General features: G+C 70.7%; 24 protein-coding genes and 1 pseudogene. 7 read left to right on the top strand and 18 right to left on the bottom strand.

Going from position 1 to position 26739, the window contains the following annotated elements; genetic code table 11:
- Positions 1-21: 21 nt before the first annotated feature.
- The 7 genes from KBX34_RS24230 to KBX34_RS24200 all read right to left on the bottom strand — a co-directional run bounded on the left by KBX34_RS24230 (position 22) and on the right by KBX34_RS24200 (position 9257).
- Positions 22-807, bottom strand: coding sequence for an ABC transporter permease (locus KBX34_RS24230; RefSeq protein ID WP_210927087.1), 786 nt, complete (start codon positions 805-807; stop codon positions 22-24).
- On the bottom strand, positions 804-1793 hold the full coding sequence (locus tag KBX34_RS24225; protein WP_210927085.1) for an ATP-binding cassette domain-containing protein: 990 nt from the start codon (positions 1791-1793) through the stop codon (positions 804-806). The genes KBX34_RS24230 and KBX34_RS24225 overlap by 4 nt, the downstream gene beginning before the upstream one ends.
- Positions 1794-1823: 30 nt before the next feature.
- The gene (locus tag KBX34_RS24220; protein ID WP_247672169.1) at positions 1824-4694 is read right to left on the bottom strand and encodes a BTAD domain-containing putative transcriptional regulator; all 2871 of its coding nucleotides are present in this window, start codon (positions 4692-4694) and stop codon (positions 1824-1826) included.
- A gap of 379 nt (positions 4695-5073) precedes the next feature.
- Positions 5074-5475 carry a hypothetical protein gene (locus KBX34_RS24215; RefSeq protein WP_210927081.1) on the bottom strand — a complete coding sequence of 134 codons (402 nt, stop codon included), beginning with the start codon at positions 5473-5475 and terminating at the stop codon, positions 5074-5076.
- A gap of 21 nt (positions 5476-5496) precedes the next feature.
- On the bottom strand, positions 5497-6222 hold the full coding sequence (locus KBX34_RS24210) for a DUF416 family protein (RefSeq protein WP_210927079.1): 726 nt from the start codon (positions 6220-6222) through the stop codon (positions 5497-5499).
- On the bottom strand, positions 6206-7009 hold the full coding sequence (locus KBX34_RS24205) for a tetratricopeptide repeat protein (protein ID WP_210927077.1): 804 nt from the start codon (positions 7007-7009) through the stop codon (positions 6206-6208). The genes KBX34_RS24210 and KBX34_RS24205 overlap by 17 nt, the downstream gene beginning before the upstream one ends.
- 277 nt (positions 7010-7286) lie before the next feature.
- Positions 7287-9257 carry an NAD-binding protein gene (locus KBX34_RS24200; RefSeq protein ID WP_247672168.1) on the bottom strand — a complete coding sequence of 657 codons (1971 nt, stop codon included), beginning with the start codon at positions 9255-9257 and terminating at the stop codon, positions 7287-7289.
- A 95-nt stretch (positions 9258-9352) separates the two neighbouring features.
- On the opposite strand from KBX34_RS24200, the gene KBX34_RS24195 reads away from it, so the two are divergent.
- Together KBX34_RS24195 and KBX34_RS24190 are read left to right on the top strand one after the other, a co-directional pair.
- Positions 9353-9835: an MSMEG_6728 family protein gene (locus KBX34_RS24195; RefSeq protein WP_088950458.1), complete on the top strand. Its 483-nt coding sequence runs from the start codon at positions 9353-9355 to the stop codon at positions 9833-9835.
- Positions 9836-9867: 32 nt separating this feature from the next.
- On the top strand, positions 9868-11397 hold the full coding sequence (locus tag KBX34_RS24190) for an FAD-dependent oxidoreductase (protein ID WP_210927075.1): 1530 nt from the start codon (positions 9868-9870) through the stop codon (positions 11395-11397).
- Positions 11398-11454: 57 nt separating this feature from the next.
- Here the strand turns inward: KBX34_RS24190 and KBX34_RS24185 are convergent, their stop codons facing one another.
- The gene (locus tag KBX34_RS24185; protein WP_210927073.1) at positions 11455-13311 is read right to left on the bottom strand and encodes a hypothetical protein; all 1857 of its coding nucleotides are present in this window, start codon (positions 13309-13311) and stop codon (positions 11455-11457) included.
- Between the two features lie 153 nt (positions 13312-13464).
- Between KBX34_RS24185 and KBX34_RS24180 the strand changes: the two genes are divergently transcribed.
- From KBX34_RS24180 to KBX34_RS24170, 3 genes are all read left to right on the top strand, one after another.
- The gene (locus tag KBX34_RS24180; protein WP_210927071.1) at positions 13465-15018 is read left to right on the top strand and encodes a carboxypeptidase regulatory-like domain-containing protein; all 1554 of its coding nucleotides are present in this window, start codon (positions 13465-13467) and stop codon (positions 15016-15018) included.
- 158 nt (positions 15019-15176) lie between these two features.
- On the top strand, positions 15177-16385 hold the full coding sequence (locus KBX34_RS24175; protein WP_210927069.1) for a hypothetical protein: 1209 nt from the start codon (positions 15177-15179) through the stop codon (positions 16383-16385).
- Between the two features lie 212 nt (positions 16386-16597).
- On the top strand, positions 16598-17041 hold the full coding sequence (locus tag KBX34_RS24170; RefSeq protein ID WP_099849021.1) for an HNH endonuclease: 444 nt from the start codon (positions 16598-16600) through the stop codon (positions 17039-17041).
- 70 nt (positions 17042-17111) lie between these two features.
- Here KBX34_RS24170 and KBX34_RS33785 read toward each other — a convergent pair whose 3' ends face one another.
- The 4 genes from KBX34_RS33785 to KBX34_RS24150 all read right to left on the bottom strand — a co-directional run bounded on the left by KBX34_RS33785 (position 17112) and on the right by KBX34_RS24150 (position 22593).
- Positions 17112-18644, bottom strand: a complete 1533-nt coding sequence (locus KBX34_RS33785) for a protein kinase (RefSeq protein WP_307871482.1) — start codon at positions 18642-18644, stop codon at positions 17112-17114.
- Between the two features lie 77 nt (positions 18645-18721).
- Positions 18722-19309 carry a hypothetical protein gene (locus KBX34_RS24160; RefSeq protein WP_210791209.1) on the bottom strand — a complete coding sequence of 196 codons (588 nt, stop codon included), beginning with the start codon at positions 19307-19309 and terminating at the stop codon, positions 18722-18724.
- A gap of 62 nt (positions 19310-19371) precedes the next feature.
- Positions 19372-20139: an enoyl-CoA hydratase/isomerase family protein gene (locus KBX34_RS24155; protein WP_210791210.1), complete on the bottom strand. Its 768-nt coding sequence runs from the start codon at positions 20137-20139 to the stop codon at positions 19372-19374.
- A gap of 66 nt (positions 20140-20205) precedes the next feature.
- Entirely contained in the window at positions 20206-22593 is a 2388-nt protein-coding gene (locus tag KBX34_RS24150; RefSeq protein WP_210927067.1) for a M4 family metallopeptidase, read from the bottom strand.
- Between the two features lie 167 nt (positions 22594-22760).
- Between KBX34_RS24150 and KBX34_RS24145 the strand changes: the two genes are divergently transcribed.
- Entirely contained in the window at positions 22761-23330 is a 570-nt protein-coding gene (locus tag KBX34_RS24145; RefSeq protein ID WP_210927065.1) for a hypothetical protein, read from the top strand.
- Here the strand turns inward: KBX34_RS24145 and KBX34_RS24140 are convergent.
- The 4 genes from KBX34_RS24140 to KBX34_RS24125 form a co-directional block, all read right to left on the bottom strand.
- The gene (locus KBX34_RS24140) at positions 23318-23962 is read right to left on the bottom strand and encodes a histidine phosphatase family protein (RefSeq protein WP_210927063.1); all 645 of its coding nucleotides are present in this window, start codon (positions 23960-23962) and stop codon (positions 23318-23320) included. The two genes, KBX34_RS24145 and KBX34_RS24140, sit on opposite strands and share 13 nt — an antisense overlap.
- A gap of 68 nt (positions 23963-24030) precedes the next feature.
- The gene (locus KBX34_RS24135; protein WP_088950467.1) at positions 24031-24702 is read right to left on the bottom strand and encodes a DUF998 domain-containing protein; all 672 of its coding nucleotides are present in this window, start codon (positions 24700-24702) and stop codon (positions 24031-24033) included.
- An 11-nt stretch (positions 24703-24713) separates the two neighbouring features.
- Positions 24714-25133 carry a VOC family protein gene (locus KBX34_RS24130; RefSeq protein WP_088952055.1) on the bottom strand — a complete coding sequence of 140 codons (420 nt, stop codon included), beginning with the start codon at positions 25131-25133 and terminating at the stop codon, positions 24714-24716.
- A 35-nt stretch (positions 25134-25168) separates the two neighbouring features.
- Positions 25169-25570, bottom strand: a complete 402-nt coding sequence (locus KBX34_RS24125; protein WP_088950468.1) for a helix-turn-helix domain-containing protein — start codon at positions 25568-25570, stop codon at positions 25169-25171.
- Positions 25571-25702: 132 nt separating this feature from the next.
- Here KBX34_RS24125 and KBX34_RS24120 point away from each other — a divergent pair, with 132 nt between their 5' ends.
- Entirely contained in the window at positions 25703-26359 is a 657-nt protein-coding gene (locus KBX34_RS24120) for a type 1 glutamine amidotransferase domain-containing protein (protein ID WP_231927158.1), read from the top strand.
- On the opposite strand, the gene KBX34_RS34095 is transcribed toward KBX34_RS24120, so the two are convergent.
- Together KBX34_RS34095 and KBX34_RS33780 are read right to left on the bottom strand one after the other, a co-directional pair.
- Positions 26352-26483, bottom strand: a complete 132-nt coding sequence (locus KBX34_RS34095) for a hypothetical protein (protein ID WP_256439979.1) — start codon at positions 26481-26483, stop codon at positions 26352-26354. The two genes, KBX34_RS24120 and KBX34_RS34095, sit on opposite strands and share 8 nt — an antisense overlap.
- An 11-nt stretch (positions 26484-26494) precedes the next feature.
- Positions 26495-26739, bottom strand: a pseudogene (locus tag KBX34_RS33780) (hypothetical protein); the annotation flags it as partial.

The following is a 26739-nucleotide window of genomic DNA, read 5'->3' as shown; positions in this document are numbered from 1 at the left end:
CGGGCCACCGGCGCGCGGGTGTCAACGGCTCAGGCGTCGGTAGCGGCGTACCGCCAGCGGAGCGAACGTCGCGATCAGCAGCACCGGCCACAGCACCGCCAACAGCATGGCGTGCTCCGCTGGCCAGGAGTCGCCACCCAGACCCGGGTTGCCGAACAGTTCGCGGATCGCCGCGACGATGGCCGACAACGGGTTCCACTCCGAGATCGTCCCGATGACCGGGGGCATCAGCTCAGGCGACACGAAGACGTTGGAGATCGCGGTGAGCGGAAACGCCGCCGGGAAGACGATGACGCCGACGGTGTCCGGGCTGCGGACCAGCAGCGCCAGGTAGATCCCCATCCAGGTGATCGCGACCCGCAGCAGCAGGAGCAGCCCGACGGCGAGCAACGCCTTGCCCACACCCTCTCGCCACTGCCAACCGACGAGCAGGCCGCAGACCAGCAAGGTGGACATCTCCAGCAGGGCGCGCAGCAGATCGGCGGCGCTGCGGCCGGTCATCAGGGCGGACCGTGCCATCGGCATCGACCGGAACCGGTCGACGACACCCCGGCTGAGGTCCAGCGCCACGCCGGTCGCCGTAGCGCCGAGGCCGTACAGCATCGTCATCACGAAGACCCCGGGCAGCAGGAACTCGCGATAGTTGCCACCGCCCGGTACCTGCATGCCGCTGCCGAACACGTACCCGAAGACCAGCACGAACATGATCGGCAGTGAGAAGTAGAGGATCACCTCCTCCGGCTGACGGACGACATGGATCATGTTGCGCCTGGTCATCGTCCAACCGTCGGCTACCGCAGTGGTCATGCCACGTTCGCCTTTCGTCCGGCGCCAACGGGTTCGCGGGCCTCGTCGGGACGATGCCCGGTCAGGTGCAGGAACGCCTCGTCCAACGTGGCGCGCCGCAGGCCGATGTCCTCGACCGCGATCCCCGCGTCGTCCAACGCCCGCACGACGTCGACCAGCCCGGCAACCCGGTCGGCCACCGGCACGCTGAGTTGCCGGATCTCCGGGTCACGCTCGGGCTCCGCGCCGCAGATCGGCGCGACGATGCCGGCGGCCAGGTCCAGATCGGCCGCATCGCGCACCACCACCTCGATCCGGTCGCCGCCGGTCATCGACTTCAGCTCGTCCGGTGACCCCTCGGCCACCACCCGACCGGCGTCGATCACCGAGATCCGGTTGGCGAGCTGGTCGGCCTCCTCCAGGTACTGGGTGGTGAGCAGCACCGTCGTCCCCTCGGTGACCAGGGCGCGGACCAGGTCCCACACCTGGTTGCGGCTGCGCGGGTCCAGGCCGGTCGTCGGCTCGTCGAGGAAGAGCACGCGCGGCGTACGGATCAGACTGGCGGCGAGGTCCAGCCGACGACGCATCCCACCCGAGTACTCACCGGCGGAGCGGCTCGCCGCCTCGGCAAGCCCGAACCGTTCCAGCAGTTCGGTGGCGCGCTGCCAGGCCTCCCGCCGGCCCAGCCGGAACAGGCGGCCGAACAGTTCCAGGTTCTGCCGACCACTGAGGGTTTCGTCGACCGCGGCGTACTGCCCGGTCAACCCGATCCGGGCCCGCACCTCGTCCGGCTGTCGCAGCACGTCGAACCCGGCCACGGTGGCCCTGCCCGCGTCGAAGCGCAGCAGAGTGGTGAGGATCCGTACGGCCGTCGTCTTTCCCGCGCCGTTGGGCCCCAGCAGCCCGTACACAGTGCCGGTCGGTACGGCCAGGTCGAACCTGTCGAGCGCGCGGGTGGGGCCGTACCGTTTGCCCAGACCCTCGGCGACCACCTCGAATGTCGTCATGACCCCACGGTGCGGTCAGGCGCTGACGGGTCACGCACCGTCCGCTGACGGCGGCGCACCAGGCCTGCTCGCGGCTTCGGCCTTCTCCTGCTCGGTGATCTCGTCGAGCACGAGGATGATCTCCGACCGGGTGGCCTCGCCGACGTACCAGCCGGTGAGCCCACCGACCAACGCCTCCTCGCAGAGCCGTCTCGCCTCGACCAGATCGCCGCGCAGCCGGGCCACCTGGGCGAGGCCGAGGCGAGCGCTGGCCACGAACTCGGGCGCGCCGCTGCGCTGCGCCAGGAGCAGCGCACCGGCGAAGTCGTCCCGTGCCGCGGCGAGGTCACCGGCACGCAGCCGGATCTCGCCCCTGGTCCGCAGCATGTCGGCCTGGTCGACGGCCGACCCGAGCGCCTCGACCAGTCCCATGGCCTCGTCCATGTGGGCGCCCGCCGTCTCCGGATCGCCCTGCCAGGCAGCCAGTTCGCCGAGCGCACCGAGTGTGATCATGCAGCCCCACCGGTCCCCCGTGCTCCGGAAGCCGTCCAGCGCGGTGGTCAGCGCGCTCCTGGCCCGGTCCCACTCGCCACTCCACATCAGCGCCGAGCCGCTTCCCATCGCGCCGAGGGCGTTGATCCACACGTCCGGACCGACCAGTCGCCGCAGCTCCCGCATCAACTCCTCGACGTGCTCGGCGCCGCCGGACGGCGGCCCGGTCGAGATCCCCGACAGATACAGCAGGAACGGTTGTCGAGGTGCCCGATCGAGGCTGCGGATCACGGACCGCTGATTTCCGAGCGAGGGCAGGTGGCCGGCACCGGCGAGCGAGCTGTTGTAGACGCAGAGGGCGAACTCCTCGCTCAGCCCCGGCGGCGCTTCGGCGCCCAGCAGGTCGAGGACGTTGGCGGCCAACCGGGCCGCTTCGCCGCGCATGCCGCGCAGCCACCAGTAGAACGACAGGGCCGCGACCATCCCGGCCGCGTCGGACGTGTCACCGGCGGCGGTGGCCCGCCGCAACGCCGCATGGAGGTTGTCCCGTTCCGCGTCGAGCCGTCGCAGCCAGTGCAGCTGCTCCGCGCAGCGGAGGTGGTCGCTGGCGGTCCAGGCGAATTCCAGGAAGTACGCGGTGTGCGCACGACGGAGCTGGTCGGCCTCGCCAGCCTCGGCGAGACGCTCGGCGCAGAAGGCACGCACCGTCTCCAGCATCCGGTAACGGCCGCCAGTCATCTCCACGAAGGACTTGTCGACAAGACCGGTCAGCGCGTCGACGAACTCGGCCGCGGGAAGGCCGGAGACCCGCCCGGCGGCCTCCAGCGTGGCGCCGCCAGCGAAAACGGTCAGCCGGCGGGCCAGCGTGCGTTCGGCATCGTCGAGAAGGTCCCAGCTCCACTCGACCACAGCCCGGAGCGTGCGGTGTCGGGGCGACGCGGCCCGGCTGCCCATGGACAGCAGCCGGAACCGGTCGTCCAGACGGGCGGCCACCTCCGCGACGGGCAACGCCCGCAGCCGCGCGGCGGCCAGCTCGATCGCCAACGGCAGGCCGTCGAGGGTGCGGCAGATCCGCAGCACCACGTCGACGTTGGCCTGTGTGACGGTGAAGTCGGGTGCGACGTCGGCGGCCCGTTGGACGAAGAGGCTGACCGCGGCGTAGTCGTCGGCATTCTCCGTCGACGCGTCGGGTGGCGGCAGGGTGAGCCCGGACAACGGGCACAACGCCTCGCCGGCCAGCCCGAGCGGCTCACGACTCGTGGCGAGCACCCGCAGCGCCGGGCACGCGCTCAGCAGTCGTGCGGCGAGCCGGGCCACGTTGGCGATGACGTGCTCACAGTTGTCGAGCACCAGCAGCAGCCGCCGTTCGGCCAGCGCCTCGACCAGTCGGTCCGTGGACTGCCGGCCCGGCTCGGCCGGGGCCCGCAGACCCGCGTCACGCAGACCGAGCGCGCTCAGCACCGCCTGTGGCACGTCCGACCCGTCGGCCAGCCCGGCCAGCTCGACGAAACGGACCTCCCCGTCGACCCGGCCCGCAGCCTCGATGGCCAACCGGGTCTTGCCCGCTCCCCCGGGGCCGGTAAGGGTGACGAGCCGCCGCTCGCCGAGCAGGTCGCCGACGCGCTTGAGCTCCTCCTCCCGCCCGACGAACGTGGTGAGCTGGCTCGGCAGCGCCTGCTCGGCCGCCTCGCGTTCCTCACCACGCAGCACCGCCAGGTGAACGGCAGCCAGCTCCGCCGATGGGTCGACACCGAGCTGATCGGCCAGCGTGTGCCGCGCGTCCTCGAACTCGGCCAGCGCCTCCGCCGGCCGACCCAGTGCCGCCAGGGCACGCATGAGCTGGCCTCGCGAGCGCTCCCGCAGGGGATGCGCCACGACCAACTCCCGCAGCTCCGCGATCAGCGCGCTCTGTGCGCCCAACGCCAGGTCCGCCTCGACCCGATCCTCGATGGCGGCCAACCGCAGCTCGTCCAGCCGGGCCGCCTGGGCGGGCGCGCCGGCTGCGCCGACGGCATCGGCCAGGGCGGGACCACGCCACAGCTCCAGCGCCTCGCGCAACACCGCCGCTGCCCGGGGCCAGTCACCGTCGGCGAGCGCGCGCCGCCCCGCCTCGGCGAGCCGTTCAAAGCGGTACGCGTCGACATCGTCGGGATCCACTGCCAGGCGATAACCGGCCGGGTGAAACTCGACCGGGTCGTGCCCGGCAGGCAGGGCCTGGCGCAGCCGCGACACCTGGGACTGGAGCGCATTGGCCGCACCACGAGGCGGATGCTCCCCGTACAGGCCGTCGATCAGCCGCTCGGCGGAGACCACCCGACCCGCGTCGAGCAGGAGGAGTGCCAGCAGTGCGCGCAGCCGCGGACCGCCCACGGGGACCTCTCGCCCGTCGGCCAGCACCACCTGGGTCGGACCCAGGATGCGGAAACGCATGCCGTCCATTGTCGCTCAGCTCCGGCCGGTTCCGGCTGACCGATCCGCCGAGCTTGCGGGTCGGAGGGTGAACCGCAATTTCTGTGCCCCGCACAGGAAGGAGAAGTCCCTATTCACGCTCGCTTTGGTGTCGGAATCTAGCGTAGACAGGGGTGTACTCAGGTGCATTATTGGGAACATTCGGGTAGCGAATGATGCCCTCAGTCTCCCACCAAGAGCTTATGCACTCGCCTGGATTCTTGTATTCAAATCTGTCGTACCAAATCGAGAATCGCTTATTTCGAGGACTGTGATTGCGTTGTGTAGACATTTATGTGTTCGCTCAGCGCTGCCATACCGACTCCTTTCCGCGTCGTACGGTTGTCTCATCGGCCCCCGCTCAATCAAGTCGTGCGCATACCACCCACAACTCGTACTCCTCTGCCGTTACCCCGCATACGGCATCGCCGGCCAGTGACATCGCGACAAACTCCGGCTCGCCAGGATTCGGACCGAGCGCGTCGAGCGCCAACGGCCCGTCCGGCAGCCGCACCGCCACCCAACGCCTTTCGTCACTGTGCCCTGTGAGGCCGATTAGCAGGGTGCCATCGCCGCTCGTCAACCCGCGCTCATGCACCAAGCGGCGCCACCGTCGCTCCACCTGTTCCACTGCATCGACCGCGGCGAGTGCGACCGACCATCCGGGGCTTGCCGGCGAACTGACGACCGACTTCCAGGCTTCCTGTTCGGACGGCAGCCCTTCCGCCATGTCATACGCCTCGAGCACGTGGAAGCCGGCCACCCTCAACCGATCTTTAATCACTTACGAAGCGGCCGAGAAGCTGCCCAGGGTCTGACAGGGAGCGTCCGTGTCGCCATTAAGAACACCGTCGTCCCACGGCAGTTGCCGCACACCACCGACCGGAATTCGTCGAGCAGCGGCGCGAAGCTCTGCGACGGCTGACCGGTCACCGGCGGAGTCTCCGAGAATTGTGAGAGCCTCCGCCTGCCGCCGCAGCTCAACCTGGACTGACGGCGACCCAAGCAGAGCCTCACGGTCATCGGCGTCGAGCACCCCAAGGCCCTGCTCCCGAGCCGAGAGCTCGTCGGCCGCCGCATATGCCCGCTCGGCTGCGTAGACGGCGTAGGTGACGTCATCGCTGCCCACCAGCTCAAGCAGGTAGATGAGCGACGCGACCGCATCCTCCGCCTGAGGTGCCCAGTCATTCCAGTCATCCTCCGAGGGCAGCAACTCCTTCACTGCGTCCGGCGAGGGCAACTCGGGACAGTGCACAGCCGGCTGATGACCGGCCGAGGCCGACCAGACAGCATCGACGCTGGCTCGCACGAGGTCAGCGTCACCGATCTGGTCCGGCTCGCTGAACTTGACATAGGACGGCACCAGAACCTCGACACAACTGACCGCGAACGCAACACGCTGCCACGGTTCGAGTGCGGCAAGGACCGTGCGCAGCCGCTGACCGTCGAAGCTCTCGGTAGACGCTGCTCCAGCTTCAGGACGGCAAGAGGGCTCAGTTTCCTTGCTCAAGGAACACCTCCGCGTCGAATGGTCGGCCCGCCAGGCGAACAGCCTCTCGAACCTCTTCGGAGGTCATCCGTGAGACCAGCTTATGGGCCTCGTGCACTCCGTCGCCGCTGCCCTCATTGAGCATCGCAATGAACCACCGCAGACCCCGCACCAGATCCACGCTCGTCCCAATGCCGTCCCGGTACCAACTGCCCACGACGAACATACAGTTGGACTGACCGGCCGCGGCGCCGAAGAGATACCACTCGAACGCTTCTTCATCAAGGTCAAGGGCAGCCAGATGGTTTCCCAGGAACGGGTACGCCTCAGTGACTTCCGCCTTCGCAGCTACCCTCAACCATCGCACGGCGTTAGGGATGTCGACCGCAAGGAATTCGCCATTGGCGTAATGCAGGCCAAGGTTGAAGGCAGCTATCCCGTCTCCACCCTCGGCTGCCGCACGATAGAGCCGCATCGCCCTTTCCTTGTCAGAGGCGACCCCCTGCCCTCGCTCCAGCAGGTACGCCAGAGTCCGCTGAGCGACCACGTCGCCCTCGGCGGCGGACTGACTCAGGAGGTCGACAGTCTCCTCCGGAGCGTCGACATACAGCATGAAAATGACGCCCAACATCGTACGTGCACGAGTGTTTCCGAGGTCAGCCTGCGCCTTCAGCACAGGGCACAGGCGAAGCAGTTCAGCGACAGCCGAGTCATCGCCTGCGGCAGCAGCCCTGAGGCACGAGTCCGCCACTTCAACCGGATCCTGGCGGTCCCAACTCCCCCGGTCATAGATCGAATGCAGCATCATCCAACTCCACCTCCATGACCAACCCAGTGACGTCGACGTAGGTCACGTATTCCGGGTCGTCCGAGAGAATCCTGCGTGGGAGAACGAATCAAGCAGTTCCAGACCGCCGGGCTGCCTGGACCCCACTCGCACCGCTCGAGCCAGGCCATCAGCACGATAGAGCCCGTTCTTGATCGGCAGGCAACCCGATGACCACGAGTCGGTGATTGACAACCACTTACGCTGCCCTTCTTCCCTGACCAGGTGGATAGCGCAGCGGCCGCGCCGCCGGGTGATGTCAGCTCACCTCGCCGCTCTCGTCATGTCGGCGGGTCAGCGCGAAGTCGTCCGGTGGGCCGCCAGCGATTGTCGAGGAAGCGCCTGCGGCGGGGGCAACGGGGTGGGCCACGCCGGCCCCCGAGTCCGTCTGGCCCGGCACCGAGGGAGACGCCGCCGCTGGAGTGGGCACTCCGCCGTGGACCGCTCCGGCCGGCCGGGAGACCGGGCCCGGGCGGGCTGGCGGGGCACACTGCCGCGTCAGCCAGTCCAGTCCGCGCCGCCGGGCGACCACTGTCAACCGGTCGCCCGCGAAGATCACCTGGCGAGGGTCGAGGTCCTTCCACCAGATCGTCTTGCCGCCACCGGCCGGGGTCCGGGCGATCAGCCGGACCTGCCCGTCCCGGTTGACCATGCCCAGGGGCCGGCCGTCCAACTCGGAGCCGGCGGCGACCGGCACCTCGGCGACCGGCAGCGCGTGCCGGTCGACCGGGATGGTGGTGATCACCGCCCGTTCGGTGAGGGCACCGATGAAGGCCGGGGCGGCCAGGTAGGAGACCGACCGGGAGACGCCGAGGGCGAAGGTCTCCTCCACCCGCTCGGCGAAGTCACCGTCGAAGAACCGCAGCACCACCCGCAGGTCGCCACGAAGATCACGGGCCGCGAGCGCCGCCTCCAGGTTGGCCACGTCGTCGGTGGACGCCACCACCAGCGCCTGACAGTCGGCCACCGACGCGGCGACCAGCGTCTCCGGCAGCGCGGCGTCACCGACGATCAGCGGCACCTCCAGTTGACGGGCCAGGGCGGCGCCGCGCGGCTCCGGGTCCTTGTCGATCGCCACCACCTCGACGTCGTACTCGCGCAGCTGCGCCATCACCCGGGTGCCGACGTTGCCCAGGCCGATCAGCACGACGTGCCCGACCCGCGCGGGTTGCAACTGGCCTGTGTGCAGGGCCAGTCGTGCGTTGACGATGCCGTCCACCACGACGGCGGTGATCAGCGGGATCAGCGCCAGCCCGGCCAGGTTGAGCACCACCTGCATGATCTGCGCGCCGGCTGGTTTGGTGGTGTCCGGGTCGGCGCCGCTGAGTGTGGTCACCAGCGTCAGGTACAGGGCTTCCAGTGGGGAGGCGCCCTCGGTGCGGGAGATCAGCGCCCCCAGCACCGCGATCACCGCGAGCACCAGCATCACCGCAACGCCGATCTTGCGGGTCGCGAAGCCGCGTACCGCGCCCAGCAGCACCGCGACCGGACGGCGTCGCCGACGGGCCCGGACCAGTCGACGGGCGGCGACCTCGGTGGCGGGTGGCTGCCCCGTCGCCTCGGCGAGCACCAGGTCCGCGCCAGCCTGCTCGGCCGGAAGCAGCTCCACCCCCTGCGCCTCGGTGAGGTGGGCCAGTGCGCAGACCACGTCCTGCGGTCGGACGTCGGCCCTGCGGGCCACCCGCAGCGTCTTGTCCCGGTGCTGGAAGGAACTCGGGTCGACCTCGCCGAGCGCGGCTGCCACGAAGGCCGGCGCGGCCATCTCGGCGTCGGAGAGCACCTCGACCGATGCCTTGAGCAGCTTGCGCACACCGTCGGCGAGGGTGCCGTTGAACATTCGCAGCACCTGGCGGACCCGCTGGTCGACGGCCTGGGCGCAGAGCGCTGCGTGCAGGTTGCCCACGTCGTCCTGGTGCAGCAGGGCCAGCCCGGACGCCCCGGCCAGGCCGGCGGCCTCGAAGGTGGCCACGTCCAGCCGATCCGAGCGGACCACCCGGACCCCCCGCAGCGCCGCCACGTCCGGGCCGTTGCTGCGGTAACGCTCCGGCACCACGACGGTCACCCGGGCGCCACCCGTCGGCAGTTCGGATTCGAGCATCGCCCTGGCCACGTAGTAGGCGAGCGCGTCCTTCCCGCAGATCACATAGTGCGGGCGTGGATCACCGACGGAGCGCAGCCGCCAGTTCCACTCGACCGCCCGTCGCGCCCGGTCCCGCCACGGCTCCGCCATGCCCGGATCGTAATCAGCACGGCCACGGTGGGCGACCCCGTCCGGATCATCTCCCGGCCAGGCATGCCCGCCCTGGCGACGGGTAGAGCAGCGACATGCAGACGTTCCTCCCGTACCCGGACTTTCTGGCCAGCGCCCGGACGCTGGACCAGAAGCGGCTGGGCAAGCAACGGGTGGAGGCCATCCAGGTGCTGCGCGGGCTCACCCGACCCGGGTACGGCTGGCGCAACCACCCGGCGGTGAAGATGTGGGCCGGGTACGAGGAGGCGCTCACCCGCTACGGGCTGGACATGTGCGCGGTGTGGACCGAACCGGGGCGGGCGGACACCTGTGCCACCACGATGACCGTCGACCTCGCCGCCGCCTGCGGGGCCGGTGTCGTACGGACCCAGGACGAGCTGGCCCGGGACGGCGAACTACCACCGTGGCTGGGCCGCGACGACCTGCACCTGAGCCACCGCTCGTCGCTGGTCCGCAAGGACCCGGCGCACTACCGGCCCCTCTTCGGTGACGACGTTCCAGCAGACCTGGAGTACGTCTGGCCTGCCTCCGACCGCGCGCGCCGATGCCTGGAGTAGGGGAGACTGGGGCCCGAGAGAGGTAGGTGCCCATGGCGCTGTCGCAAGTGGTGGGTCGGCTCATCGGCGTACGCCAGCACCTGGTGGACCCGGGCGGCGGTGGCGCGGACCGCGTGCCGCGACCGGCCACGGCGGTGGTGGTTGGTGGTGGCATCGCCGGCATGTCGGCGGCGGTGGTGCTGGCCGAGCGGGGTGTGGCGGTGACGGTGCTGGAGGCGGCGCCGACGCTCGGTGGTCGACTGGGCGCCTGGCCGGAGGCGCTCGCCGACGGCACCCAGCAGAACGAGCACGGCTTCCACGCGTTCTTCCGGCAGTACTACAACTGGCGGTCGATTCTCCGCCGGGTCGACAGTGACCTGGGTTTCCTCAAGCCCATCCCGGGCTACCCGATCCTCAGCGAGCAGTGGCCGACCGAGGAGTTCGGCAAGCTGCCGCCGGCACCGCCGACGAACCTTCTCGCGTTGCTGTTGCGCAGCCCCAGCCTGCGCCTGGCCGACCTGCGACTGATGGATCGGGACGCCGCGCTGCCGCTGCTCAGCTACGACCCGGTACGCACCTACGCCGAGTTGGACGGCACCACCGCCGACGAGCTGCTGGCGTCGCTACGACTGCCGGACCGGGCGCGGGCCATGCTGTTCGAGGTCTTCTCGCACTCGTTCTTCAACCACGAGGCGGAGATGTCGGCCGCCGAGATGGTCGCCCAGTTCCACTTCTACCTGCTCGGCAACCCGGAGGGGCTGGCGTTCGACTGCCCCGACGAGGACTACGCCACGGCGATCTGGGAGCCCCTGACCCGGCACGTCGAGAAGCACGGCGGCCGGGTGCTGACCAGCTCCGCCGCGACCGGTGTGCACCGCGACGGCGACGGCTGGCGGGTGACGACCACCGACGACGGCAGCCACCCGGCCGGTCACGTCGTGCTCGCCGTCGACCCGCCGGCGCTCGCCGCGCTGGTCGCGGCCTCCCCGGACCTGACCGGGCAGGCACCGGAGCTGGCGGCGCGGATGCCCGCCTTCGGCCAGCCCGGCCCGCCGTACGCGGTGGCGCGGTTCTGGTGTGACGGGGACGTGGCCGCCGAGCGGGCGGTGTTCAACGGCGTGTCCCGGCAGCCCACTCTGGACTCGGTGACGCTCTACCACCGGTTAGAAAACGAGCCGCGGCGCTGGGCGCGGCAGACCGGCGGGTCGGTCATCGAGCTGCACGCGTACGCCTGCGAGCCCGGCGTGCCGGCGGAGGAGCTGGCCGAGCGGATGCGCCGCGAGCTGGTCGCGCTCTGGCCGGAGGCCGGCGACCTGCGGGTCCGCGAGCTGCGGGCCCGGGTCGAGGCGCAGGCGCCGGCGTTCACGCCGGGCAGCCACGCCTGGCGACCCGGGGTACGCACCGACGCGACCGGCGTCTACCTGGCCGGGGACGGCATCGCCACGGACTTCCCGAGCGCGTTGATGGAACGCTCGGCGGCGACCGGGATCATCGCCGCGAACCACATCCTGCGCGCCGAGGGCGCCTCGGCCGAGCCGGTGCGCTCGATCCGACCACGTGGACTGCTCGCCCGGAAGCCCTGACCTGCGTGGAAGACCTGGCGCGGGAGTGCGGGTGCGTGCCCGCACCCCCGCGTCGGATCAGTTGACAGTGACCGAGAACGACCGGTAACTGGACAAGCTGCCGTCGGCGTACTCGACGGTGAACCAGAAGTAGGTCCAGCCGGCCGTCGTGGGCGTCCAGGTGATCGTGGCCTTGCCGTCGGAGGCCAGCGGAACCACTCTGGGGTTGTTGTCGACACTGTCGAACCACCGCACCGAGGTGGCGCCCTTGGTCACCGCCGGAGAGACCGTGAAGACCCCGGGGACGCCGACGCCACCGCCGGAGCCGTCGATCGGATAGACACCGTCCGAGGTGATGGTGGGCCCATCGTCGACGAAGAAGGTCGTCTCCTGCTGATACCCCGCCTCGCCAGAGGCGCTCCGGCCGACGTAGCTGAGCTGGTGCTCACCGCCCTTGAGGGGCGCCAGGACCGGCTCGGCGACCCCGTCGGCTCCCACGGTCGCCAACTGCTCCGACCCACCGTCCACCCGATAGGCGATGGTGGTGATGCCGTTGCCGGGCTGGGTGCTGAACCGCATCGTGACCGCCATTCCGCTACCGGAAGGGTCGGGCTGTTGGGCCGTCGACCACGCGTTGACGGCCAGGTCGCGCACGTTGAACGTGTAGGCCCGCACCGGAGAGCTGTTGCCGGCGCGATCCATGCTCGCCACGTACAGCGTCTGTTTGCCCGCGTCGCGAGGTCGCCACCGAATGGTGGCCGCGCCGCCGAGCTGGTCGGCTGGCACCTGGTTGTAGAGAGCTCCCTGGCTGTCGCCGTACCGGAAGCTCATCACGTCCGCCACGCCATGCGACGTGAACAGGAAGGTGCCCTCGGTCTCACGGCTGCCGGTCGGGTTCGCCGGGTTCTCCGGATATTCCGGAGAGGCGACGGTCGGCGAGACGGCAGGCTTGGTGCGATCCACAGTGAAATGGCACGGGTCGCTCCAGGGTGACCAGGCCCGCTGGTCGAATGTCCGGGCGTGCCAGGCGTACTCCCCGTCCGCGAGCGAGGCCACCGGCATCTGGCCGACCGCGTCGAGACCGTCGGGGCCGCTGGAAATGCCGGGGTCGACAGGCGTGACAGCGGACGGGTCGGCGAGCGGCCAGTACTCGATCTCGGCGGTCAGCGCGTCGTACGGGTCCCGATCCCGGTCCGTCATGTTGGCGTATGCGGCAAATTCCGATCCGGCGAAGTATTCCGGACCGCAGGGGGTGTCGGTGTTCGCGTTGAAGAGCTTGGTCGGCTTGAGCGGGGCGGTGTTCGTCAGCTCCACCTCGAACCGGAACTCGTTGCTCTCCAGCCAGCGGCCGTAGGAGACATCCCCCTCGTTCCGCTTGGGGACCCGAAGCTCGGTGGTGAGTTGGTGCTCGCCCCGGCCCAGCGCCCTGGTCAACGCGGCGGTCAAGTCCCATTTGGTCCGCCAGGAGGCGCAATCAGCGCCCTCGGCGGTCGCGGCGACCGCCTTGCCGACCGTGGCCGGCGGGTTCGACCAACTGTTCTCAGCGGTGAAGGCGGCCGTGGCCTGGGCGACGGTGGCACGCGCGCGTGCGCAGTCGTTGGCGCGGCTTTCCCGCCCGACGAGGGTCGCCTGGCTCAGCCGACCGACGTAGATCCCGCCGATGTCGAACGTTACGTAGATGCGGGAGGAGTGCGTGCTGCCGGCGTCATCCCGCCACGACCCGACAGGGATCTCTCCCCCGCTGGGGTAGAAGACCGCGGTGTCCGGGGTGGTGGAGTCGGTGTAGGCGAGGAGCGACGGTGTGAACACGTGGTGGGGTTCGGCGGCGGCGGCCGGACCGGGCGAGAGGACGACAGCTCCCAGCGCCAGCGTGGCGACGGCGGCCAGCACCGGCATATGCCCGCCCGGCCGGACACCGCGACTTGTGAATCTCAAGTGGAGTTCCTCCTGTACGGTCGCCAGCAGAGCGGCGGCGACCGCTCGGATCGTAGTGACTTGGACCGACGGCGGCGGCCCCGTTTTCGATCGACGCGGAGCATCAGCCAGAATCCGACGGCTGCGCCACACCCTCCGCCTGAACGGGGAACGATGAACAGACCCGCCCGCAGAATCTTCATGCTCGCCTCGGCGACCGCGCTCACCCTCGCCGCCACTCTGGCCGCAACTCCGGCGCAGGCCGTGGAGCCCGACAGCGGCGCCATCACCGGCCACGTGGTGACCGAGAAGCCCGGCAACGTCATGGTCAACCTCTTCACCACCGATGGTGCCAGCGGTGGGCAGGTCGTGTCCGACGCTGACGGCAACTTCCGGTTCGCCTCCGTCCCGGTTGGCACCTACAAGATCCAGTATGGCTTCCTCGGCCGGTTCCAGTGGTCGCACCAAAAGCTCGGCTACTCCACAGCCGACGTGGTCACCGTCGCGTCCGGCGTCACCACGACGGTGCCGGAGGAGCAGATGCTCCTGCCCGGCGTCGTCGAGGTGCTCGCGACCGACGCGGTCAGCGGCGGCCCGGTGAACGCGTACTGCGCGGGCGTCCGCCCGTACGACCAGCAGTGCGGCGCCACCGACGGCAGGATTCGCCTGGCGAACCTGGAGTCGGGAACGTTCACCCTGGAGCTGCGCTCCTCGGACGGCCTGCATGCCGCGCAGGAGGTCAAGAACGTCAAGGTGACCCTCGGTCAGACCACCACGGTCGAGGTCGCCCTCCGCCCAACCACCGCAATCACCACCACCGTCGTCGACCGGGCCAGTGGGGATCCGGTCCCGAACGTCTGTGTCGCGGCACTGTCACTGACCTTCGGCTCGGTGGACAGCGACACGTGCGAATGGGGCGTCAACTACACCGACGAGCAGGGCCGGATCACCATCGGAGAGTTGCAGCCGGGTGAGTACACCCTGCTGGCGCTACCAGCCGACGAGGTGCACGGCATGCAGTGGGTGGGACGCCGTGGGGGCGTCGGCCGGCAGTATGACGCGCTGCGGGTCGATGGTCATGCCGGGCTGCTCAGCACCGTGCCCACCGTCAAGCTGGACCCGGCGGCCCGGATCACCGGCACGATTCGGGACACCGAAACCGGCCAGCCTCTCACCAACGGCTGCGCGTCGGTCCTGCCGACACGTCAGGGCTCCGGCGCGCCCGGGATCGGCCCGTTCTGCACCGACTCCGACGGCACCTACACGGTGCCGAACCTCGGGCCGTACGACTGGCCGCTGGAGTTCTCGCACTTCTACGACTACACCGAGCCGTATGCGGCGGTGTGGACGGGCAACGCGTCGGACCGCAAGACCGCCGCGACGACCAGGGCCGGAACCGACCAACCGGGCGTCGCCGACATCTCGCTCGGCAAGAACGGCCCCCGGTTGAGCATCGGCGTGACGTCGGCGGACGGCCAGCCGTACAACGGCTGGCTCGCGGGCGAGGTCTACAACGCCCGCACCGGGGACCTGGTCAAGGAGTACTCGTTCTACGGCCAGCGGGTCATCGAGGGGATGACCGACCAGTCGGTCAAGATCCGGTACGTGCCGAATCCGCCGTGGGTCGGCGGCTGGTACGGGGGGTCCGACCTCGCCTCCGCACGTGGCGTCGCCCTTCGTGACGGCGCCAACAAGAAGATCACGATCGTCCTGTCAGATCCCTCCTGACCTGGGCAGATTCAGAACGAGGGGTCGCGCCGGTACGCCCGGCGCGGCCCTTCGCTCACTACCGCCGCCAAAACCACCAAAGCTGCTATAAGCGACTATTTGCTGTCGTACGCTCGATTGATCAACCGTCGATCGACCGGGCGGGAGGGCAGCGGCAGATGTCACCACTGCACCGCGTCGGCGCGGAAAGCGGCCCGCCGAACGACGAGATCGGCCGCGACGACGCGTACCCCCTGATCCGCGACGAACGCGCGTGCATCGTCACCGCGCTGCGGCTGGGCTGGTGGATGGCGGACGCCTACCACCACGGGCAGCACGCGGAGCTCGGCGCTCCCGTCGAGGCCCGACCGGTCGTACCCCCGGCCAAGCTCTCCAACCTCACCGAGATGTCCGCCCACCGCCGAATGCGGATGTACCTCGACGGGGTGGACGTCGCCCTGGCCCAGATCGCCGACCTCACCCGGCACAACGGGCCGGTGCCCGACACCGCCTCCGCCCGGGCCCTGCTCCCCGACCTGGACCGGGCCGACCCCGCAGACCCGGTACCCCTGCTGCTCGCCCTCGACGACCTCAACGTGGACGTGCTCCGCTGGACGATGGCCACCAACCACCGGGTCGGTCTGGCCTACCGGCTGGGCCGATCGGTGGCCGACACCGTCCGAGCCGGCGACGCCGCCCAGTTGCTGAGGCAGTTCGGTGGGCGGCAGATCCAGATCCGCCGGTGGTTGGACGAGCTGGCCACCGTCCTGCCGCCGTACTCGGCCGCGGTGGTGCGCCGGTCACTCGCCGCCTGGTCGAGCGCTGTCGACCGGGCCGGCCTCGGGGACCCGGCCGTGCCGGCGCCCGCCGAGCTGAGCCGGGCCCTGCGCGGCCAGGGCGACCTCTGGCGCGACGTGCTCACCGGCGGCCTGCACCCGCGCGACCTGCTCGACGAGGAGGACTACGCGGTGATCGCCAGGAACCTGATGATCCGGGACCGGCGGCTGGTGGCGCAGGCGGCACGCGGCATCTTCTGGCCGGTGCTCGTACCCGTGCTGTTGGTGCTCTTTGCGGTGGTCGGGGTGAGTGCCGCCGCGGCCGCCGGCTCACCGACCACCCGGGCCACCGTCGCCCTGGTGGGCCTCGGCGCCGGTCTGGCCGCGATCTGGCGGTCGGTGTCGGGCCCGGCGCTGGCGGTCGCCGGTGAGGTCAACCGACCCCTGCTGGACAGCGAACTCACAGTGCGGATGGCCCTGCGACTGAACCGCCCCCTGACCACCGCCCACATCTCGACGGACGCCACCACCCCCACCCGCCGCCAACGACGTTCCGACGAGACCAGCCGATCGAAATCCGTTGCCCGTCTGTCCCGTCCCGGCCTACCGTGAGCGCGCAAGGTCAACCACCACCGCGGGAGCAGCTCATGGCGATGTCGCACGTCACCATCGTGCCGTCGACGCTGCCCGGCGGCGGTTGCCGAGCGGAAGGTCCCCGGGCGGGCCGGCCCGACTGACGCGTATCCGTACGCGCTGAGCCGCCCCGTCCGACAGCCGGACCGGGCGGCTCTTCGCTGTCCGTCAGCCTCTGGAAAGGAGTCCCGGTGGACGCCGTCCTCGTCATCAACGCCGACCTCGGCCCGCTGCACCGGGTCACCGTCCAACACGCCGTACGGATGCTCTGCCGTCGGGTGGCCGAGATCCACGAGGCCGAGCCGGACCGGGTGATCGGGGTCTTCCCGATGCCCCGGGTGGTGCGGCTGGTCCGTTTCGTGGTCACCCGGTGGAGGTTCAACTCCGGGCCGGCCTGGTCCCGTGCCGGGGTGCTGCGCCGCGACGACAGGTGCTGCGCGTACTGCGGTGGGTCCGCCTCCACGATCGACCACATCCTGCCCCGCTCGCGCGGCGGTCGGAACACCTGGCGGAACACCACCGCCGCCTGCTACGCCTGCAACCAGCGCAAGGGTGACCGGACGCCGTCGGAAGCGGGCATGCCGCTGCGCCGGGAGCCGGTCAACCCCGGGTGGGGGGCGCTGGCCGGGCGGTGACGGACCGGCCGGCGGGAACGGGGGGCCGCGTTCCGGGTACGTCCCGGGCGCGGCACCCGCCGGCCCCCGGTCAGACGGCGCGTTCCCTGACCCGCGATTTCGGGCTGCCGCCGGGGCAGCGCACCCGGATCTCACTGCGGTGCTCGGAGGAGACCAGCTCGACCTGGATCTGCTTCGCCGGGCCCGGGTCGTACGCCTCGACCCGGAACCCGGGCACGAGCGTCACCGCGTGCACCTCGACGGACTTCCCGACGCAGCGAATGGTGACCGTCCCGCCTCGCGCGTCCACGGACGCACCCGAGCCAGGGGTGGGCGTGGATGTGGGCGCGGGTGCAGCCCTGGTCGGGCTCGGCCCGGGGGCGGTGACGGTCGGGCTCGGCCTGGCCCGAGGGGCTGACCGGGAAGCGGGCGCGGTGCTCCCGGCCGGCGGGACGGCGGCCGGTCCGGTGTCGGCCGGCTCCTCACTGCGCGGCATTCCCACAGTGGTGGTGCCCGGGCCGATCCCCGTCGGCCCCTTCTGCCCGAGCCGACGGTTGTGCGAGTCACCGAGCGACCCGGCAATCGCCAGCGCGGCGATCACCGCGCAGCTGACCGCCAGCACGGCCCGCCCCCGACGCCACGCTCCTCGCCGGGGCGTGGACCCGGCAGCCGCCTCGCCCGTCTCGACCTTCGGCCCGGTCGGCTCGCTCGTCGGCCCGGTCGGCTCGCTCGCATCGGCGGGCGTGTCGCCGGACTGCTCGGTCCCGTCGGCCGCCGGGTCGACAGCGCCGGCCGCCTCGACCACGGCAGTCGCTGCGCTGGCGGCGGCGAGCAGGATGCGGGCCGCCTCGACGGCCGGCGGCCGGTCGGCGGGGTCGCGGGCCAGGCACCAGCGGTAGAGCCGGTTTACCTCGGGCGGCACGCCGTCGACCGGGGGCAGCGGATCCGGCTCGACGTGCGTGTGGGCGCGGAGCATCCCGGTCTGCGCCTCGGCGGGCCACGGCAGCCGGCCGGTGAGCACCCGGTGCAGCAGCAGGCCGAGGGCGTACACGTCGCAGGCCGGCAACACCTCGCCGGCCTCCAGTCGCTCCGGGGCCAGGTAGGCCGGCGTGCCCAGCAGCCGCCCCTCGAAGTCGATCTCCGACTCACCGGCGGCCGCCGCGATGCCGAAGTCGAGCACCTTGGCGCCGGTGGGCGTGAGCATCACGTTGGCCGGCTTGATGTCGCGGTGCACCAGATCCTGGCCGTGCGCGGAGGCCAGCGCGGAGGCCACCTGGGCGCAGACCCGCAGACCCTCGCGGGGCGGCAACGGCCCGGCCGCCAGCCGTTGTTCGAGGGTGTGACCGCCGAGCATCTCCATCACCACGAACGGGACCTGGGCACCGTCGACCAACGACTCGCCGAAGTCGTAGACGCTGGTGACATGCGGGTGCGACAGACGGGCCGCGGCCTTGGCCTCAGCCCGGATCCGCTGCCGCGCGTTGTGGTCGGTGGCGACGAGCACCTTCACCGCGACGTCCCGTTCGAGCACCTCGTCGTACGCCCGGTGCACCGCGGACATGCCACCACTGCCGAGGCGTTCCAGGAGCCGGTAGCGCCCCGCAAGCAACTGATCACGCTGCACGACCGACAGCCTGCCGTACCGACCGGCGGCGGGCCACCCCGGATCGAGGTGTTGCGATGGGTGGGACGGAGCTTCGGCTACCGCTCGCTCAGATCCGGGTGGTTCCGGAGGAACGCCTCACCCCGTCGGGCGTTTCGCAGGACCGACACGATCAGCACCACCCAGATCACCAGCAGCAAGCCGCCGATCAATGCGTGGAACGGCGCGAACCCCACGAAGACCTGGCCGACGCTCGTCATCACCAGCCCAGCGCACAGCACCGCGAGATAGCGCTGACTGACGAACTGTCTGGCGGTCTCCACGAGCAGAGCCGGGTCTTCGTCGGCCTCGGGTGCGTCGCGTCGCACCTGCCGATCCAGCCGGCGACGATGCGACCAGCTGAGCCCGATCAGGGGCGACTGTCGTCCCGACCGGTAGCGGCCGGTGGCGACCAGCCAGATGGCTGCGGCCACCTCGATGACGACTCCGACGATCACCAGGACGAGGCCGAGGTTGCTCGCCCAGTGCGGCGGGTCGCCGTCGAAGATGCCGGTGTTCTCACCACCGGTCGCGACACCCACCGCGAGACCGCCGACCACGGCGGGCAGCAGCACGAAGAGAAGAATCAGACGGAGTCGCCGTTGGCCCCGCTCGGTCTGCCCCCGATTCGATGCTGCCGCGTCCATAGTGGTCCCCCGATCACCGTGTGGAGCGGGGACTACCCATCGACGTCGACGGCTCAAACCGGTCAGTCGTCGGCCGGTGCCCGCCAGGCGAAGCGGGGCGTACGCCGCTCGGCCATCGCCGCGACCCCCTCCCGGGCCTCGCCGGTGGTCGCGACCTTCCGGTGCCACCAGGCGATCCGCGCGGGCCCGGCACGGTCGTCGATGATCTCCTTGGCGGCGGCGACGCTCAGTGGTGACCGCTGGGCGATCGTCATCACCAGTTCGTCCACCCGCCCGGCGAGCCGATCGGCAGGCAGCACCTCGTCGACCAGGCCGATCCGCAGGGCGCGCTCGGAGTCGATCAGCTCGGCGGTGAACAGCAGATGCTTGGCGGCGGACGGGCCGACCAGCCGGGCCAGCCGGAGCGTCGTCGGTGCCGGATAGACCAGACCGAGCCGGGCCGGCGGTACGCCGAACCTGGCGCCGTCCGCAGCGATCCGCAGGTCGCAGGCGACCGCGAGCTGAGCGCCACCCCCGACGCAGGCGCCTCGGATGGCTGCGACGGTCGGCTTGGCGAAACTGGCCAGCCGTTCCTCGGCGGCCACCGCGATGCTGGCGTCGCCGGCGTCCAACAGCTCGGCCAGGTCGCCGAGGTCGGCACCCGCGCAGAAGGCGTCGCCCGCGCCGGTGAGCACCAACGCCCGTACGCCCGGGTCGGGTTCGAGCCGGTCGAGCAGTTCGGGGAGCTGACGCCACATGGCTGCGGTCATCGCGTTGCGCCGGGCTGGGTTGTGGATCACCACGGTTGCGACCGGTCCGGTCACCTCGACGGTCAACTCCGCGTCCGACATACGGCGACCATAACGGCGCGGGCCCAGCGGCCACCCCGAGGGGCGGTCGCTGGGCCCGCGGTCAGGTCAGGAGACGGTCAGCGCGGTGTCGTCGACCACGAAGGACGTCTGCAACGAGGAGTCCTCGGTGCCGGTGAACTTCAGGTTGACGGTCTGGCCGGCGTACGCCGCCAGGGAGAAGGACTTCTGGCTGTAGCCGGTGGCCTTGTTCAGGTTCGAGTAGGTCGCCAGCGTGGCCAGAACGGTTCCGCTCGAGTTCAGCACCTGCACGTTGAGCTTGTCGTAAGCGACGCTGGTGGTGGTCTCGGCCGAGTCGATGTGCAGCCAGAAACTGAGCGCGTACGACGAGCAGCCGGCCGGCAGGCTCACCGACTGGGCGAGCGTCTCGGTGCGGGTGCTGCCGTACCCGTTCAGCCATGCCTTGTACGACCCGGTGCGGGCGGCCTGGCTGCTGGAGGTGGTGATGACGCCGGAGCTGGCGGTCCAACCGGTCGCGCCGGACTCGAAGCCCGGGTTGGCCAGCTTCTGCCCCGGCGCGGTGCAGCCACCGCCGGTGCCGTTCACGGTGAGTCGGTAGGTGGCGCTGCGGGTGACCGCGCCCGCACCGTTCACGGTGATCGAGTAGGTGCCGGGCGGGGTGCTCGCCGAGGTGCTGATGGTGAGGGTGGACGAGCCGCCCGAGGTCACCGAGGCGGGGCTGAACGCGGCGCTAGCCCCGCTGGGCAGGCCGGACGCTGAGAACGTCACCGTCTGCGCCGAGCCACTGGTGGTGGCGGTGGACACGGTGGTGGAGACCGCGCTGCCCGGGTTGACCGAGCCGGCGGTCGGCGAGAGCGCGACCGAGAAGTCGTTGCCGGTCGAGCAGGCCGAGTCACTGCCGGCCACGTTCACCGCGGTCCAGGCGGCCTGCACGGCCTTGTACTCGGTGGAGCAGCTTCCGTACAGGTCGGTGGCTGCCCGCAGGCTGTACGCGCGGGAGGTGTTCGCCGGGTTGCTGGTGCTGACGTACGCCGTGTTGGACGTGAAGTAGACGTCCAGCGCCCGGTACCAGATCTTCTCGGCCTTGGCCCGGCCGATGCCGGTCACCGCGGGGGCGGAACCGCAGACCGGGGAGGTGCCGTACGAGGTGGCGCCGGTGCCCTCGGCCAGGTTGAAGAAGAAGTGGTTGGCCACGCCGGAGGAGTAGTGCACGTCCTTGTTCTTGGTGCTGGTGGACCAGCAGCTGTCGGACGAGCCGTCCAGCGACGGGTTGTACATGTAGCGCAGCGGCGTGCCGTTGTTGTTGATGTTGATCTTCTCGCCGACCTGGTAGTCGCCCGGGTCGCTCGGCGCGGCGGCGTAGAACTCCACCATGTTGCCGAAGATGTCACTGGTGGCCTCGTTGAGGCCGCCGGATTCGCCGGAGTAGACCAGGCCGGCCAGCGCTTCGGTGACACCGTGGCTCATCTCGTGCCCAGCCACGTCCAGCGAGACGAGGGGGCGGGAGTTGCTGGAGCCGTCACCGTAGGTCATCTGGGCGCCGTCCCAGAAGGCGTTGACGTAGTTGTTGCCGTAGTGCACCCGGCTCGGCACGCCGGAGCCGTTGCCGAAGATGCCGTTGCGGGCGTGCACGTTCTTGAAGTAGTCGAACGTCTTCGCCGCGCCGAAGTGCGCGTCCACGCCGGCGGACTGCCGGTTGGAGTTGGCCCCGGTGCCCCACGCGTTGTCCGCGTCGGTGAAGGTGGTGCAGGTCGACGTGCCGTTGTTCATGTCGCAGGTACGGCCGTTGCCGTGCGACGGATCGATCATCTGGTACGTGCTGCCGGAGAGCGTCGTGTCGATGCTGACCGAGCCGGTGTAGATGCCCTGGCCGCTGCCGACCACCGACTCGATCTCGTCGTACGACCCGACGGTCGCGCCGGTGGCGGCGTCGGTGATCACGTGCAGCCGGGACGGGGTCTGCCCGTCGGGCTGCCATCCGCTGACCACGGTCTCCCAGGCCAGTCGACCCTGCCCGGAACTGGCGTCCACGAACAGCTCCGGCGTGCCCACCGCCTCGGCCTTACCGACGAACCGGGCGCTGGCGGCCTTCTTCGCGGCCGCCGCGGTGGTCCTGGCCGAGGTGGCGAGGGTCAGCGGCGCGGCCAGCCCGACCGAACTGCCGGCGTACGTGCCGTTCGGCGCGGTGTGGATGACGAAGTCACCGCCGTACACCCGTAGGCCCTGGTAGGTCCTGGTGTAGCGGGTGTGGGCAGCGCCGCTGGGGTCCACCTTGGTGCTGCGCACCTGGTAGGACTCGGCGCTCGAACCCTGGACGGCGCCGGGGTTCGCTCGTAGGACGGTTGCCGCTCGGGCCGCGGCGGAGGCGTCCGGCGCGGGAGAGGTGGGCGGGGCCGCGTGCGCCGGGGTGACGATGCAGGTCAGCAGGCCGCTGGTGAGCAGCACTGCACTGACGGCGGCAAGAGCTCTTTTCAAGTGCGCTCCTGAGAGGAGAAGGATGTGACGGAGGTAGTCACGCATGTAGATATAGCTATGTATTGAAGAAAAGAGAAGCCCTGAACTGATGTCAGGCATCGACATTGACCGAACGGATGAGGGGCTTGACGAGGGAACCAATACCTGCCCCAGCACGTCCGACGGACATGAGACCCGTCTCGACAGCCGGCGTCACGTTCGCCCTACTGGTCGCGCTCCTGGCCGGCTGCACCAGCACCGACCGCACCGGCGACGCTCGTGACCAGCCGCCGACCAGCGCCGACCCCGTCCCGACCGGGCCGGCCACCGACGCCCCGCGGACGCCAACCGCGGGCCCCGCCTCCACGTTGCCGACCGGGCCGCCGGCCACCGATAGCGCGTCGACGCGGGTGATGCTGTTTCGCTCCGGCGGCTTCGCCGGCCGCGCTGACACCGTGACCGTCGAGCCGGACGGCCGGTGGACGGCCGTGGACCGCGCCGGCGGGCGGCGTACCGGCCAACTCACTCCCGCCGACCTCGGCCGGCTGCGCGGGCTTACCGCCGACGCCCGGCTGGCCGCCGAGGCCCGCCAGACGGCCGGCGCGACCATCTGCACAGACGTGTTCAGCTACCGGCTGACCGTCGGCACCATCGAGGTCGGGTACGACGACTGCCCCAGCGACGACGCGCAACAGCTGCCGGCCACCCGCGCGCTGGTCGAGCTCCTACTGCGGGCCACCGGCACTCAGACCGCGTAGTCCGAAGGCAGGCCGGTGCCACGCAGCTCCGGCGGCAGGTGGGCCACGTCGTTGAGGACGATCAGGTTGGGTGGGCCACCGGAGCTGTACCGGATCACTGTCAACCCCGCGTTGTGCAGGTTCAAGCCCAGCCATCGCCGCTCCGGCGCGTCGAGGGCGTGCCGCACCAGCCAGGCGATCAGGAAAGTGTGCGTCACGACCAGCTCGCGGACCGGCTCGCCATCGGGAGCTTCCGCCGGGACCGGGCCGGTGAACCGCCGCACGGCCTCCGCCGTCACCCGCGGCCCGTCGGCCCGCTCGGCAGCCGAGAACTGCGCCAGGAATGTGGCGTACGCGGGCGGCAGGCCGGCCGGGTCCGTGTCGTGTGGGAGGTGGTCGCCGGCCAGCTCCGTCGCGTACACCGGAGCTTCGGGCAGCGACCTGGCGATCAGCTCGGCGGTCTGCGCGGCCCGGCGCAGCGGTCCGTGGTGGACGGCGGCGAACCGGCGGCCTCGCAGGCGCTCGCCGAGCAGCGTGGCCTGCTGCTGGCCGCGCTCCGTCAGGCCGGTGTCCGGTTCACCGGCATCCGACTCCCGCAGCGCGGTCAGGTCCTGCTCGGCGTGTCGGGCAAGGTACAGCAGGCGAGTCACCATGCCGCCCACCTCAACACACCGGGAGGTGCGGGCTCCACCCCGCACCTCCCGGGCCTGCGGCCGTCAGCTCAGTCGGCCTGGCCGGACGCCGCTCGCGCGAAGGTGACCGACACCCACAGCCAACCGGCCGTCACCGCCAGACCGAACGCCACCATCACGGCCGGAGCCGGTCGGACGATCAGGGCGACCCAGGCCACCGCGAAGAAGACCCCGATCACCAGGCTGTACGCGGCTCGACCACGTGCCCCCTGCCGTGCGGCCCGACGGCCCGCCACCACGGTCGCCGCGATCAGCGACACGAAGGCGACCGCCGCCACCAGGAAGTGCAGGCCGCCGTGCCAGCTGATCTGACCGGCGCCCCGGGGCGTGCCGACCGGGAACCCGTCGGCCGGGTCGGCGCTGAAGATCGCCGCGCCGATCAGGCCCAGCCCATACAGCGCGAGCAGCCGGGGAAGCCAGACCGACCCGCCGCCTCCGCCGGTACGGCGGCGCAGCGCGTCGGCGGCCAGCGCGCAGAGCGCGCCGGTGACCAGGAACGTGACGATCTGGATCCAGCCCAGCTCGCCGGTGCTCAACACGCTGACCGGATGCCGGCGAAAGTCGAAGCCGTCCCGGGTCGACGCCTGCACGATCGCCGAGCCGACGAAGATCGGACCGGCCAGCACACCGCCGATCAGCAGTGCGCGGTCCCGACCGACAGCAGCCGGTCCTACCAGCGGGAAAGGTGCAGCCTGGCTCATCGTCGGCTCCCCTACGCCCGTGGGAACATCTGGCCGATGCGGATCCGGTTACCGAACGGGTCCCGGATGCCGAAGTCGATCCCATACGGGCGCTCGGTCGGCTCGTCGGTGATCTCGACGCCCTTCGCCACAAGATCCTCGTGCGTCTTGCGGGCGTCGTCGGTGGTCATGAAGAGGTACCCGCCGAGGGCACCCTTGGTGAGCAGCTCCCGGACCTGCTCGGCGGTGGCCGGGTCCAGTGCGGGCGGGCCCGGCTTCTCCAGCAGGATCTCGCGCTCCGGGTCGCCGGGCAGGTTGACCGTCAACCACCGCATGAAACCGAGGTCCTGGTCGGTGTTGACCTCCATGCCGAGCTTGTTGACGTAGAAGTCAAGCGCGGCGTCCTGGTCGAGGACGTAGATCTGGGAGCGGCTGATCGCGTTCATCGTCATGCCCATGACGCTAGAGGTAGACCGTGACCTGCGGCTTATCCAAAACTGCTGGGTCGGGTCCACGCTTTGGCGAAGCACGACGGCACATTGGCCGCCGCGACGCGGTGCCGCCGGAAATCCGAGGGCGACTCCCCGACGATCTGCCGGAACGTACGGCTGAACGTGCCCAGGCTGCCGAAGCCGACGGCGTAGCAGATGTCCGTCACGTCCCGGTTCGACTCCACGAGCAGTGCCATCGCGCGCTCCACCCTGCGGCGTTGCAGGTAGCGGTGCGGGGTCTCACCGAACGTGGCCCGGAAGGTCCGGATGAAGTGCGCCTCAGAGACGAGCGCGATCCGGGCCAGCGCCGGGATGTCCAGCGGCTCGGCGTACGCCCGGTCCATCGCGTCCCGGGCGCGCAGCATCGCCCGGTTCGACTCCTCCACCGCGCGGCTCATCGGCCCCCGTCCCGCCCTGCTCGTTGCCCGGCCCCAGGCTACCGCCGACCCCGGTGACCCGGCTTTCAAACCCGTCTCCGCTGTGACATCGGCCTATGGCCGGGACGGACCGACCACGCCAGCATGGAGGGCATGACTCGTGCACTCATCGCCCTGACCAGTCACTCCGAGCTGGGCCGCACCGGCCGCTCGACCGGCTACTACGTCGGCGAGGCCGCCGAACCGTGGGAGGTGTTCCGGGCCGCTGGCTACGACGTAGACCTGGTGTCCGTGGCCGGCGGCGAGCCGCCGGTAGACGGCCGGGACGAGAACGACAGCACCCAGAACGACTTCCTCGCCACCGCCGGCGTAACGGACACCCCGAGGGCCGCCGACGTCGACCCGGCCGGGTACGACGTGATCCTCTTCGCCGGAGGTCACGGCACCATGTGGGACTTCCCCGACGACCCCGACCTGGCCCGCATCGCCCGCTCGGTCCACGAGCGCGGCGGCGTGGTGGCCGCCGTCTGCCACGGTCCGGCGGCGCTGGTGAACCTGACCCTCACCGACGGCTCCCGGCTCGTCGCCGGCAAGCGGGTGGCCGGCTTCACGAACAGCGAGGAGGCCTCCGTCGGCCTCACCGACGAGGTGCCTTTCCTGCTCGCCGACAAGCTCACCGAGGCTGGCGCGCAGCACGTACCGGCGCCGGACTTCACCGAGCACGCGGTGGTCGACGGCCGCCTGGTGACCGGTCAGAACCCGCAGTCCGCCCGCGCCGTGGCCGACGCCGTGGTGAAGCTGCTCAGCTGAGCGCCGGTCGGATCCGGTAGTCGTCTGGCGGGCCGGTGGCACGCAGCTCGGGCGGCAGGTCGGTGACGTCGTCCAGCGCGACGAGCGTCGACGGGCCGTCCGAGCTGCGACGGATCACGGTCACCCCGCCTCACCTCACATCGTCAACAGTCCCCCGTTCCGGGTCTCGTCCTTGATCGCGACCAGGTTCGCCACCACGTACGCGGGGATGTCCAGCGGCTCGGCGTACGCCCGGTCCATCGCGTCCCGGGCACGCAGCATCGCCCGGTTCGACTCCTCCACCGCGCGACTCATCGGCCCCCGTCCACTCCGCTCGTCGCCCGGCCCCAGGCTACCGCCGGTGCCTTCGCCGGTCGGGTAGCGCGCCGCCGCCCGGTGAA

Origin of the sequence: Micromonospora sp. M61 (genome assembly GCF_018070245.1) — a bacterium.
GTDB lineage: Bacteria > Actinomycetota > Actinomycetes > Mycobacteriales > Micromonosporaceae > Micromonospora > Micromonospora zamorensis.
This window is presented reverse-complemented; position numbering and strand designations above follow the sequence as displayed.